The organism is Micromonospora sp. NPDC047467 (assembly GCF_040643095.1).
Classification (GTDB): Bacteria; Actinomycetota; Actinomycetes; order Mycobacteriales; family Micromonosporaceae; genus Micromonospora.
Genome location: NZ_JBEYTO010000006.1, coordinates 287916 through 300546 on the forward strand (window position 1 = coordinate 287916; position 12631 = coordinate 300546).

Annotated in this window: 10 protein-coding genes; 5 read left to right on the forward strand and 5 right to left on the reverse strand. The window is 72.2% G+C overall.

Annotation, left to right across the window (positions count from 1 at the left end; all coding sequences use genetic code 11):
• Positions 1 to 30: 30 nt before the first annotated feature.
• From pstS to ABZ780_RS19035, 4 genes are all read right to left on the reverse strand, one after another.
• Positions 31 to 1137, reverse strand: coding sequence for a phosphate ABC transporter substrate-binding protein PstS (pstS, locus tag ABZ780_RS19020; protein WP_357010248.1), 1107 nt, complete (start codon positions 1135 to 1137; stop codon positions 31 to 33).
• Positions 1138 to 1350: 213 nt separating this feature from the next.
• Complete coding sequence (gene mshD / locus ABZ780_RS19025; protein ID WP_357010250.1) at positions 1351 to 2277, reverse strand: mycothiol synthase; 927 nt, start codon at positions 2275 to 2277, stop codon at positions 1351 to 1353.
• 314 nt (positions 2278 to 2591) lie between these two features.
• Positions 2592 to 3461 carry a polysaccharide deacetylase family protein gene (locus ABZ780_RS19030; protein WP_357486804.1) on the reverse strand — a complete coding sequence of 290 codons (870 nt, stop codon included), beginning with the start codon at positions 3459 to 3461 and terminating at the stop codon, positions 2592 to 2594.
• Between the two features lie 170 nt (positions 3462 to 3631).
• Positions 3632 to 4351 (reverse strand): response regulator transcription factor, encoded by a 720-nt coding sequence (locus tag ABZ780_RS19035; RefSeq protein ID WP_357010255.1) that lies wholly within the window; start codon positions 4349 to 4351, stop codon positions 3632 to 3634.
• A gap of 242 nt (positions 4352 to 4593) precedes the next feature.
• Here ABZ780_RS19035 and ABZ780_RS19040 point away from each other — a divergent pair, with 242 nt between their 5' ends.
• From ABZ780_RS19040 to ABZ780_RS19060, 5 genes are all read left to right on the forward strand, one after another.
• Positions 4594 to 5649 carry a hypothetical protein gene (locus tag ABZ780_RS19040; protein ID WP_357486806.1) on the forward strand — a complete coding sequence of 352 codons (1056 nt, stop codon included), beginning with the start codon at positions 4594 to 4596 and terminating at the stop codon, positions 5647 to 5649.
• Positions 5650 to 5752: 103 nt separating this feature from the next.
• Positions 5753 to 6541: a DUF2993 domain-containing protein gene (locus tag ABZ780_RS19045; protein ID WP_357010260.1), complete on the forward strand. Its 789-nt coding sequence runs from the start codon at positions 5753 to 5755 to the stop codon at positions 6539 to 6541.
• Positions 6542 to 6657: 116 nt separating this feature from the next.
• The gene (locus tag ABZ780_RS19050; RefSeq protein WP_310503780.1) at positions 6658 to 6735 is read left to right on the forward strand and encodes an Ms5788A family Cys-rich leader peptide; all 78 of its coding nucleotides are present in this window, start codon (positions 6658 to 6660) and stop codon (positions 6733 to 6735) included.
• 203 nt (positions 6736 to 6938) lie between these two features.
• Positions 6939 to 7787, forward strand: a complete 849-nt coding sequence (locus ABZ780_RS19055; protein WP_357486808.1) for a sulfurtransferase — start codon at positions 6939 to 6941, stop codon at positions 7785 to 7787.
• 2 nt (positions 7788 to 7789) lie between these two features.
• A complete protein-coding gene (locus tag ABZ780_RS19060; RefSeq protein WP_357010265.1) occupies positions 7790 to 8110 on the forward strand; it encodes a DUF1416 domain-containing protein in 321 nt (106 codons plus the stop codon).
• Between the two features lie 68 nt (positions 8111 to 8178).
• Here the strand turns inward: ABZ780_RS19060 and ABZ780_RS19065 are convergent, their stop codons facing one another.
• Entirely contained in the window at positions 8179 to 12564 is a 4386-nt protein-coding gene (locus tag ABZ780_RS19065) for a S8 family serine peptidase (protein WP_357486810.1), read from the reverse strand.
• Between the last annotated feature and the right edge of the window lie 67 nt (positions 12565 to 12631).

A 12631-nucleotide genomic window follows, 5' to 3' on the forward strand; every position in this document is an offset into this window, starting at 1 on the left:
CGATTCGGTTGCTGAGGTGGTGGGGTCGGGTCAGGAGAGGTTCTTGACCGCGGTCTCGACCTTGGTGCGAACCGTCTCCGGCAGCGGGGCGTAGCCCAGGTCGGTCAGCGAGTTCTGGCCCTCGGCGCTGGCGGCGTAGCTCAGCAGACCCTTGACCAGCTTCAACTTGTCGGCCGCGAGGCCCTTGCCGCAGACGATCTCGTACGTCGCCAGGACGATCGGGTAGGCCCCGGCCTCCTTGGTGTTGTAGTCGACCGACAGCTTGAGGTCGTCGCCCTGGCCCTCGATCTTGGCCCCGGCGATGGTCTTGCCGGCCGCCTCGGCGGTCAGCGCGGCGAACTCGCCGTTACCGTTGCCGATCTTGGACATCTTGAGGCCGGCGTTCTCGGCGAACGACCACTCCATGTAGCCGATCGAGCCCTCGGCGCCCTTGACGCGGCTGGCCACGCCGTCCGAGCCCTTGGCACCGGTGCCGCCCGGACCCTTCCAGGCCTTGGCGTTGCCAAGCGTCCAGTCGGCCTCGGCGGTCTTGGAGAGGAACTTGGTGAAGTTGTCGGTGGTGCCCGACTCGTCCGAGCGGTGGACCGTCTGGATGGTGGTCGCCGGGAGCTTGGCGTCCGGGTTGTCGGCCTTGATGGCCGCGTCGTCCCACTTGGTGACCTTGCCGGCGAAGATCTTCGCCAGGGTGGCCGGCTTGAGCTGGAGGTTGTCCACGCCGCTGACGTTGTAGGCGACGGCCACCGGCCCGATCACCATCGGCAGGTGGATGGCCTTGCCGTCGACGCACTTGGCGTCGGCCTGCGGCTGCTCCTCCGGCTTGAGCGCGGAGTCGGAGCCGGCGAAGTCGGCGGTCCCGGCGATGAACGCCTGGATGCCGGCGCCAGAACCAGTCGGCTCGTAGTTGATCGTGGTGCCCTGGCACTTCTGCTGGTACGCCTTGATCCACTCGGCCATGGCGTTCTTCTGCGCCGACGAGCCCTGGGCGTTCAGCGTTCCGGTAGCGCAGTCGACCGCGGCGGTCGAGCCCGAAGCGCTTGCGCCGGGAGCGGGCTCGTTGTTGTCCGAGCCGCATGCACTGAGGCCGAGCGTCGCGGCGAGAGCGAGGCCGACGATAGCGCCGTACCGCTGGAGCTTCACCTGAGGGGTTTCCCTTCGCGTCTGACTTGGCGCCCCGATCCCGGGGCGCGAGGACCGGCAGTGACCGGCTGACACGAAAGTTAGAAGTGCCAGGTAGCCGGTTCGCCGGTCGCAAGTGAACGCAGGGTGAACACGTACGGCCTTCGAGATGACCGCTCGCTGAGGGTGAGTTGTCCGTTAAGTGAACCGGGGCACTTCAGTGCCCGTTGCTGCTCAGCCGAGGTGGTAGTTGATGTGCGCGGACCAGCGGGCGAAGCCCAGCCGCTCGTAGAGCGCGACCGCCCCGGCGTTCGACTCGTCCACGTAGAGCATCACTCGGTCCAGGCCGCGCTTGTCGCGCAGGTACGCCAGCCCCGCCGTGGTCAGCGCACGGCCGAGCCCGCCGCCGTGCGCGGTCGGCTCCACGCCGAGCACGTACACCTCACCGATGCGGGCCGATCCCGGGCGCTCGTGCACCTTGGTCCAGTGGAAGCCGAGCAGTCGGCCGGTCGAGGTCTCCTCGGCGAGCAGGAAGCCGGCTGGGTCGAACCACGGCTCGGCGAGGCGGACCCGCAGGTCTTCCGGGGTCCACCGACCCTGCTCGGGGTGCTCGGCGAAGGCCCGGGCGTTGAGGGTCAGCCACGCCGCGTCGTCCGCCCCCGGCCGGAACGCGCGCAGCGCCACGCCGTCGGGCAGGCGCGGCTCGCCCAGCGAGACGGCCAACGGCCGGCGTAGCTGCCAGAGCACCCGGGCACGGGTGAAGCCAAGGTCCACGGCGAGCGCCGCCGCCGAGGGGTGGTCGCCGTGCGCCCACGCCCGCAGCGGCCCGGTGGCCGAGGCGAGCACGCCCCGGGCCAGCGCCCGACCGGTGCCTCGCCGCCGGTAGCCGGGGTGCACCACAAGTTCCACCCCGATCCCACCGACCGGGTCGGTGGTGTCCAGGTGCGCGTACCCGGTGAGGGCGCCGTCGTCGGCGCGGGCCAGCAGGTGTACGGCCCTGGCCTCCGGGTCGCGCAACCGGAGCAGGACGTGCTCGTCGAGCGGGTCCGCGCCGTCGGTGTCGCCTGCGGCGCGGGCCAGGGCCAGCACGTCGGCGATCTCCGCCGGCTCCAGCCGGTCGGCCCGGGTCACCTGATCGCTGGTCGGCTCCGCGCTGCTCATCCCGCCACCGTATCCGCTGGGTGCCGTGACGCTCGGACCGTCGCCGAGTTAAGCCTCAGCCGTCGCCGAGACAGCCGCGCCCGTCGTCGGTGGAGGCTGCGGTCGGCGCTGGTGGGTGCGGTGCTTGTCGACGCCTATGGAGCTGAACCGTTTGCGACATCACCGGCCCGGCTGATGGATCCAGGACAGCGAACGCCCGCCTGGCGGCTGAATCGTCTACGACATCAGCTCCAAAGGCAGCGCACCAAGCCCTTGGCCTGCGGGATGGCAGGAGACGAGCAGCAGGACGCCTGTCGTCGAAGCTGTCGCCCGGCTCAGGTCGGGTCGGTGGGCAGCGCCTCCAACTCGAAGCGCGTGCTCAGGTCCGGCAGGATCCGGCGCAGCGCGTCGACCGTGCCCTGCCGGTCGCCGCCCGCGTCGTGCAGCAGCACCACCGAGCCCGGCTCCACCTGGGTGGCCACCGTCGCCGCGATCTTGCCGGCACCGGGCGCCTGCCAGTCGGACGGGTCCACCGACCAGTGCAGCGGGGTCATGCCGAGCTGCTGTGCCACCGACACCACGGGATAGGTCCAGGCGCCGCCGGGCTGTCGGTACCAGACGATCGGCGCCTCCGGCACCGCTGCCCGGATCGCCGCGTTGGTGCGCAGCAGGTCGGCACGGATCTGGTCGGCCGACCGGTTGCCCAGGGAGACGTCGTGGTGCCAGGAGTGGTTGCACAGGGTGTGCCCGTCGGCCACGATCGCCTGGATCAGGTCCGGGTGGTCCTGTGCGTTCTCGCCCACCACGCAGAACGTGGCCTTGACGCCGTATTCGCGCAGCGTGGCGAGGACCTGCGGGGTGTAGCGCGGGTCCGGTCCGTCGTCGAAGGTCAGCGCGAGCCGGGCGTTGCCGGTGCCGGTGTGCGCGCCGAACAGCTTGTCGCCGCTGGCGTCCCGCCCCGAACCGTCCTGGCCGGCTTCGGTGGGGCCGGCGCTGCGGCTGGCACTCGGGGTGCTGCTCGGTTCGTCGCTGGGAAGCTGGTCGGCGTAGTGCGGGTCGTCGCCGCTGGTGGTGATGCCGGTGGCGTGCCGTCGAGGTTCGTCGGGGACGAGAGCGCGACCCAGCACGTACGCCGAGCTGAGCAGTGCGACCACCACCACCGTCACGATCGCCGCCGCACGCGCGGTCGAGTTGACCCGAATCACGGCTTCCGCCCGGTCGACCGGGCGCGCCGGCCCGTCGCCCCCGTGGAACCTGCGCGCACCGATGCCCCCTTTTCGACAAACCCGGCAGTCAGAATAGAACCGACGAGCTGCCTAAAAAGGGCATATAGGAAATCGTCCCGGGCGGGACCCGCTCCCCGGGCGGCGTGGGGTCAGACGGGCAGCGGCGCGTGCTCCGGCTCGGGCAGCGACCGCGACGGCGGAACAACGAACTTGTAACCCACCTGGCGGACGGTGCCGATCATCGACTCGTACTCCGAGCCGAGCTTGGCGCGCAGCCGCCGGACGTGCACGTCCACCGTCCGGGTGCCGCCGAAGTAGTCGTAACCCCACACCTCGCGCAGCAACTGGTCCCGGGTGAACACCCGACCCGGGTGCTGGGCCAGGAACTTCAGCAGCTCGAACTCCTTGTAGGTGAGGTCGAGCGGGCGGCCCTTGAGCTTGGCCGCGTACGTGTCCGGGTCGATGGTCAGCTCACCGGCGCGGATCGAACCACCGGCGCCAGCGGTCGCGTTGCTCAGACGCCCGACCGCCAGACGCAGTCGCGCCTCCACCTCGGCGGGACCGGCCGAGGCGAGGATGACGTCGTCGACGCCCCAGTCGGCGTTCAACGCGATCAGGCCGGCCTCGGTCACCACCGCGACCAGCGGCACGCCGAGCCCGGTGGCGTGCAGCATCCGGCAGGTCGCCCGGGCCTCGCTCAACTCCGATCGAGCGTCGACCAGCACCGCGTCCGGGCTGGGCCCGGCGACCAGGGTGCGGACGTCACGCGGCGCGGTGCGAACCGAGTGCGGCAACAGGTCGAGTGCCGGCAGCACAGCCGACGGCTCCCCCGCACGTGCGGTCACCAGCAGCAGGATCTCCACGATCACCTCCGTCCCGGCGGCGCATCGCCGCGCGCGACCAGACACACTCACCAAGGAGTGCGCTGAGAAATTGCGTGGTCCCGGCGTCGCTGACGGGCGGGTAACGCGTTTGAGCCTAACCGATCGCCTCGACCGCACCATCAGGCCATTTCCTGTTTGTCTAGCTTGCCCCTGATCGTGGCGCAGGTTTTAACGTTGCTGAAACCCGGGACCACCGCGTCGGGCGGTCGGTCTGGCACGATCGGGGCGTGTTTCCCTCCACCTCGTCCGACGCCGGCCGCGAATCGTGGCCGGACGGCCCCCGCTCGGGTCCGGCCGCCCCGACCCGTGGTCATCCACCGGCGCCGCGCACCGGGCCGGCCGTCACCGACGCCGAACGCCGTGAACGAGGTGGGCCGCGCCGGGCCCGCCGCGCCGGTGAGCCGGCCCGCCGCTCCGAGGACGAGATCGACGAGCCGGAGGAAGAGGTCGTACCCGCGGTCGAGGTGCGCCGCTCGCTGGCGCTGACCATCGCCGGCTTCGCCGCGCTGCTCGGTCTCGGTCTGGTGCTCGGCGCGCAGACGTCGGGGCCGGGCCACCGGCTGCCGTTCGCCTTCATCATCTTCGGCGTCCAACTGCTGTTCGTTCTCGCTTGGGCGATGGCGATGCGCCCGCCGGCGCCGCTGCTGGTCGGTGGGATCAGCGCCGCGGTCGCCGCAGCCGTCGACATCGCCGCCGTGCAGACCGACGTCGCCGGCCTGGCGCCACTGGGTTTCCTGGCCGTCGGCGGATTCCTCGCCGCGGTGCTCGGTCAACTGGTCCGTCGGGTCGACCGGGTCCGGGTCACCGATTCACTCGGCGCCACGCTGCTCATCGTGGTCGGAGTGGTGGCCTTCGGCACCCTGATCGTGCTCAGCCGCATCCCGGCCGGCACCCAGGCGATCACCGTCTGCCTGACCGCGAGCGGGGTGGCGCTGACCGTCGCCCGGCTGACCGACGCGGTGCTGCCGTGGCCCCGGCTGGCCCCGCAGGTGCCTCGGGGCGCCGCTGGTGTGGTGGCCGGTGCGATGGCCGGCACGCTGGTCAGCGCGGTGCTCGGGAGCTATCTGGTGACGCCCTTCACGCCGACCCGGGCCGCGGTGCTCGGTCTGGTCGCGGCGGTCACGGCCGTCCTCTCGGACCTCGCCGTGGGGTACGCGGAGGCGGGCCGCCTGATGGCCGGCGAGCTGCCCACCATGTGGGTTGCCCGGCACATGCAGGGGCCGCTCGGCGGCTTCGCGCTGGCCGCGCCTGCGGCGTACGCCATGTGCATGCTCTTTCTCTGAGCAACGGTTGAGCGCGGTGCCGGTCGGGTACCAACGGAGGCGCCGCGCTGCGGCACCGGTACGGACGCCCCGCCCGCCGTGGCGGGCGGAGACAGGAGGCGTCGTGGCCCAGGAGTATCCGGCTGGTGAGGCCCGGCCCCGGCGGCGCGGTCGCAAGCTGCTCATCGGTTTGGTCGTTCTGCTCCTGGTGGTGGCGGCCCTGCTGGTGGTCGCCGACCGGGTGGCGGTCGGGGTGGCCGAGCGTCTCATCGCCGACCGGGTCAGCCAGGAGGTCAGCAAGCAGGGCGCGCAGGCAGCCGCCCCCGAGGTCGAGGTCGGCGGGACGCCGTTCCTCACCCAGGTGCTCGACGGCCGCTACGAGCGGATCTCCATCAAGCTGCGGGACGTGCAGGCTTCGGTCGAGGGCGACGCCGTACGTCTGCCGGTGTTGGACGTGGACGCCCGCAACGTGCGGGCATCCCTGGACACGCTGCGCACCGGGCAGGGTGACGTCGTCGCGGACACCGTCAACGGCACCGGCACGATCAGCTACGACAGCCTGGCCGCGTTGCTGAACCGGCCCGGGCTCACCCTCGGCGAGCAGGGCGGCAAGCTCGCCGTCACCGCGCCGGTCGACGTGCTCGGTCAGAACTTCACGGTCAGCGGCACGGCGGACGTCACCGTCGCCGAGAGCGGCGCGGTCGCCCTGCGCTTCAGCAACCTGGACGCCGAGGGCCTGCCCAACCTGCCACTGGCCCGCACCATCCTGAACAACTACGCCAAGGGCATCTCCGTCGACGTCCCGTTGCCCGACCTGCCGTTCCAGCTCGCGGTCCGGGAGGTCCGGCCGTTGCCCGAAGGGTTGGCCGTCACCGCCGACGCGAAGGACGTGCCGATCAACTCGGTTGGCTGAGTGGCGCGTCAGGCCCTCCGGCGGCGGGACGCTGCTACGGCCCAGCGGCCCCGGTGATTCCCGGATGCTGGTCGGCTCTGTGGCAGCCCGGTCACTCACTGGTAGGCTCCGTGGCCATGGGGACTCACCTCACCAAACGGCGCGCGGTCGACCTGTGCCGCGTGGCCACCTGCCTGTGTCGCCCCGTCATCTGACGGCGGGGCTGTTTTCGGCCGCCTGAGGCGGCCACCGGCATGCAGGGTCCCCGACCCCTCCGGTGATCCCACCAAACGCCCGGCAGCGGCGCCGTCGCACGAACCTGTGATCCCGTCCTTCCGTTGGGTCCCGCGCGTTGCGACAGCTTCACCCATTGACATCCGCGCGCTGGCTCACCATCCATTCACCAGGGAGTGATTCGATGAGTCGCGACACCGCACTCGTTTCGGCCGAGTGGGCCGAGAAGAACCTCGACGCCCCGGGCGTCGTCTTCGTCGAGGTCGACGAGGACACCTCGGCCTACGACACCGGCCACATCGCCGGCGCCGTCAAGATCGACTGGCGCACCGACCTGCAGGACCAGGTCCGCCGGGACTTCGTCAACAAGACCCAGTTCGAGGCGCTGCTCTCCGAGCGGGGCATCAGCAACGACGACACCGTCATCCTGTACGGCGGCAACAACAACTGGTTCGCGGCGTACGCCTACTGGTACTTCAAGCTGTACGGCCACGGCGACGTGAAGCTGCTCGACGGCGGTCGCAAGAAGTGGGAGCTGGACGCCCGCCCGCTGGTCACCGACGCGGTTTCCCGCCCGGCGACGCAGTACGTCGCGCAGGAGCCGGACACCTCCATCCGGGCCTTCCGCGATGAGGTCGTCGCCGCGATCGGCACCAAGAACCTGGTCGACGTGCGCAGCCCCGACGAGTTCGCCGGCCGGCTGCTCGCCCCCGCCCACCTGCCGCAGGAGCAGGCGCAGCGGGCCGGTCACATCCCGACCGCGATCAGCGTTCCGTGGTCCAAGGCGGCCAACGAGGACGGCACGTTCAAGTCCGACGACGAGCTGCGCAAGATCTACGCCGACGCCGGGCTGGACGACGGCAAGGAGACGATCGCGTACTGCCGGATCGGCGAGCGTTCCTCGCACAGCTGGTTCGTGCTGCAGGAGCTGCTCGGTCACCGCAACGTGAAGAACTACGACGGCTCGTGGACCGAGTACGGCTCGCTGGTCGGCGTCCCGGTGGCGCTCGGCGACGAACCCGGGGAGGCCTGACGATGACCGCTCCCACCGCCGCGGGTTGCGCCGCACCGGACCAGGCCGCGCCGTTGCCGGCCAGCCTGGACCTGGAGAAGGAAACCGTGATCACGGGCATCGTCCGCTCCGCGGCGGACGAGGTCGTGCCGGGTGCGTACGTCCGGCTGCTGGACTCGACCGGTGAGTTCACCGCCGAGGTGGTCACCTCGGCGGCCGGTCAGTTCCGGTTCTTCGCCGCGCCGGGCTCCTGGACGCTGCGGGCGCTCTCCCGGCACGGCAACGGCGACGCCGCCGTCACCGCCGGCCGGGGCCTCAACGAGGTCACCGTCACCGTCGCCTGACCCACTGCTCTGATCGACCGGGGCCGGTCACCCATCAAGGGTGACCGGCCCCGGTCGTCTCGGAGGGGTCAGATGCCGGTGGCTCTCGTGCAGGACGAGGCCGGGTCGAGGCCGAAGTCGAGCGTGTTGACGATGCCCGCCTCGATCCGTGTGCGCCGGCTCTGCGGCACCCAGCCGTCCTTCGCCACGATCACCTCGTACCGGCCTTTCGGCAGCCACCAGACGTACCGGCCCTGGGCGTTGGCGGTCAGGGTGTGGCCGGTGGTGCTGCCCACCAGGTTCACCCGGACCGTCGCCGGGACTCCCACGGTGGCTCCGCCGCAGGTGACGCCGGTGACGGTGCCCTGGATCCTGCCCCAACTGGCCGGCGGCGACACGTGCATCGTCACCGGCACCGCGGCCACCGGATAGGGCGTGTTCGACGCGATCCCCAACTCGCCGGAGTAGGTGCCCGGCTGGGCCACCTCCGTCGCCGCGGTGGCGCGCAGGGTGACGGTGACGGCCCGGGACGCGCCCGGCGCCAGGGTGAAGCTGGCCGGCGTCGTGGCGAGCCACGGCAGGTCGGCCTCCCCGGCGCAGAGGTCCAGGCCGCCCATCCGCTCGCTCTCCGCGGAGCCCACGAAGGAGGACGGCGATCCGCCGATCTTGTACGCGCCGCAGGCGGCGGCGCCCCGGTAGCGGCCGAACTGGACGTTGGGCAGGTCCCGCCAGCTCCCGGCCACCGGGTCGTACCCGATGGTCCGGTTGGTCACCGCGGTCGACGCCGCGGTGACGCCACCGGCCAGCACCAGCAGACCGCCGGCGGCCGTGTGCTGCGAACCCCAGAGGTCGACCGGCAGGTTGGGCAGGCGGGTCCACGCGTCCGCCGCCGGGTCGTACCGGTGGGCGTCGGTGTAGTCGCTGCCGCCGGTGCCGCCCGCGCAGTACACCGCGCTGCCGATCCCACCGCAGGAGAGCCAGGAGACCGGGTGCGGGTAGGCCGCGCCGGTCTGGAACGAACCGGTCGCCGGGTCGAAGACGACGAGCCGGTCCGAGTCGGTGCAGGTGCTGTCGAGGCAGCCACCGACCAGGTACGCCTTTCCGCCGGCCACCGCGCCGCCGGCCGCCGCCACCGGGAACGGGTTGCTCGCCCCGGCCACCGTGCTCCAGCTGTTCGTGGCCGGGTCGAACACGTCCACCGAGGCGACCGTCTCGTCGTCGGCGCCCCAGCCGCCGATCACGTACAGCTTGCCGCCCACGGCTGCGGCGACCGGCTTGGATCGGGCCGTCGGCAGGTCGGGCAGCGCCGTCCACACGTCGGTGTCGGGGTCGTACCGCCATGCTTTGCGTTCCTGGCCGCTGCCGCCGCCACCGCCGACGGAGTAGACCTTGCCGTCCAGGTTGGCCGCCGCGTTGTCGTAGACCGCTGTCGGCAGGTCGGCGATCCCGGCCCAGGCGTCCTGCGCCCGTGGCCTGGCCTCGGTGTTCGCCCCGCCGTACGTGGTGCCGGTGCGGGCCTTGCTGATGCCCTTCATCTTCTGCTCCCGCAGCGGTGCTCCCGCCCTGGACAGCAGGTCGAACCGCCCGTTGCGCTCCACCAGGTCAATGGCGGCCGGGGCCGTTCCGGTGTTGCGCACCGTCACCTTCGTGGTCCGGGTGCTGCCGTGCGGCTGGTACGACTCGACGCCGCCCGGGGTGACGGTGAGCCGACCGGCCGCCAGCGCGAGATCCGCCCGGCGGGCCCTGTCGGCCACCACGGTCACCCTCTTCGTCGCCTCCTGGTACGGGGATCGGCTGGCAGCGAACGGGTGCGCCCCGGTCAGCCGGGAGAAGAGCTGGTAGAAGCCGTCCGGCAGGGCCGGGTCCTCCGGCGTCGCCGACGACACCCCGCGATCCTCCGGCTGGTCGGCGCTGACCACGGTGACCCCGTTGAGCGGCGTGCCGGTGTTGCGGTCGGTGGTCACACCGAGCACCAGCCCACCGGGTATCAGCGCGCAGTCGCGGTTGACCAGTTGCACGTCGTCGACCTCCCACCACCAGGCGAAGCCGCCGTGGAAGCGGAACCGGACCTGGACGGTGGAGGCTCCGGCCGCCGGATCCAGCGGCACCTCCTCGACGCGCGGTCCGCGCCGGCTGTCGGTCTGGTGCCAGACGGTGGTCCAGGTGTCGCCGCCGTCGGTGGAGACGTCCACGTCGGCCGCGTCGCTGACGCCGACGGCCCGCCAGTCGCTGTGGAAACGCAGCACCGGTGCCGGGACTGCGCTCAGGTCGACCGTCGGGGTCACCAGGTCGGTGTCCTGCCTCTTACCGGAGCCGAGGCGGTCGCTGTCCACGATGGCGAAGGCACCGCTGCCACCGGTGAGGTTGCCGCGCTCGCCCTCGTCGCTGAAGGTCCAGCCGCCGTCGCCGGTGCGGTTGCGCACCGACCAGCCGCCCGGCGGGTCGGTGCCGTCGAAGCTCTCGTCCAGCACCGGCGTGCCGAAGCTGCTGGCGTAGCCGGCCGCCGTGCAGGCCGGCTCGACCGGTACGACGATGTCGGCAGTCACCGGCCGCGTGCCGGTGGCCACGTCCCGGGTCACCGTGCGGTAGCCGGGATGGCGGGCCGCCACGGTGAGCCGGTAGGTGGTGCCGCCCGGCACGGTGAACGAGTACCGGCCGTTGACCGGGTCGGTGAAGACCGGCCCACCGGGGCGGCCGGCGACCTCGACCCGGGCGTAGAGCGGCCAGCCGTGCCCCGAGCCGTCGGTGACCCGGCCGCTGACGGTGACCGTCGGGCTTGCCACAAGCGCGAAGTCCCGGGTGACCGCGCTGCCCTCGGTGACGGTGACGGTGGCCGACTGCCCGGCGTAGCCGTACGCGCTCACGGTGACCGTGGCCTCGCCGGCCGGCACGGTGAGCGCGTACCGGCCGTCCGCGCCGGTGGTGACGCTGCGGCTGCCGTCGCCGACTGTCGCGCCGGCGATCGGGTCGCCGCCGGCTACCGCGGTCACGGTGCCGGCGATCCGTCCGACCGTGCCGCGCGGGGCGGCCCGCACCGCCGCGTACGCGTCGAGTCGGCCCTCACCGAAGACGTTGTTGTCGGCGGCGGTGCCCCCGCAGGCGGTGGCGTCGACGTCGCGGGCGGTCCGGTCGAGCAACTCCTCGGTGGCGGCGATGTCGCCCTTCAGACCCGGTGCCGCCGACCAGACCAGCGCGATGGTGCCGGAGACGTGTGGGGCGGCCATCGAGGTGCCGTCGAAGGCGGCGTAGGAGTTGCCCGGCACGCTGGAGCGCACGTTGCTGCCCGGGGCTGCGACGTTCGGCTTGTACGACTGCGGGTCGGTGGCGTCGCCTCGGCCGGAGAAGTCGGAGATCGCGTTGTGCACGTCGTACGAGCCGACCGCGTACGCGTCGGCGTTGTCGCCGGGGGAGCCGGCGCTGCCGCAGGCCGGGCCGTCGTTGCCGGAGGAGAAGACGGGGAACATGCCGGCGGCCCGCCAGGCCGCGATGGTTTGCTGATACCACGGATCGTCGCCGGCACCGCCCCAGGAGTTGTTGACCACGTCGGGCCGCAGGTCGGGGCGGGGGTTCTGCCCGTTCAGGTCGGTGGGGGCCAGCACCCACTGGCCGGCGGCGAGCAGGGAGGCGTCGGAGCAGGAGTCCGCCTCGCAGCCCTTCGCGGCGATCCACCGGGCGCCGGGGGCGACGCCGATCTGGTTGCCGGCGCCGTCGTCGCCGACCATCGTGCCCATGGTGTGGGTGCCGTGGCCGTTGTTGTCGCAGGGTGCCGGGCTCGGGCACACCCCGGCCGGGTCGTACCAGTTGTGGTCGTGGTCGACGGCGCCGCCACCGAGGTTGCCCCGGTACGCCCCGACCAGCGCGGGATGGTCGTACTGGACGCCGCTGTCGATGCTGGCGACCACCACGCCCTCGCCGCGGTCGCCCAGGTCGCTCCAGACCTGGGGCGCGTTGATGTTGGTCAGCCCCCACTCGACGCCGTCGGCGCTGGCGCGGCTGCCGGCGGCCGGCGTCGGTCGCCGCAGCGGGTAGCTGCGGGTGGGTTCGATCCGGGCCACCTCGGGTCGCTTGGCGATCTCGTCGACCAGCTTCCGGTCGCCGGTCACGCGCACCGCGTTGGCGATCCAGTAGGCGGTGTGCGGGGCCCGGCGGGCGGTCAGCAGCGCCCGCAGATCGTGCTGGGTGCGCTCGGCGGTCGTGGTGAGCAGCCGGTGCACCTCGCGGGCCCGGTCGTCCGCGTCACGGAGCTTCGCGGTCCGGGCCACCGGCGCGGTGTCCCGCAGGTAGACCAGGAAACTCCCGCTGCCGGTCGCGCCGAGTTGGCGCAGCAGTCGCTGGTCCACGCGGGCCGGCGCGGGTTGCGGGTCCGGTTCTCGCTGGGCGGCGACCGCGGGTTGGGCGGTGAGGCCCAGCAGGATCGCGGCGCACGCCACGGCTGTTCGCCGGAGAGTGGATCTCAAGGATGATGGTCGGAGCACTGTTCCTCCCCACGTTGGGTCCCGATCGGTTCGGGACGGGCGCGCCAGACGGTGCTCAATGGATAAC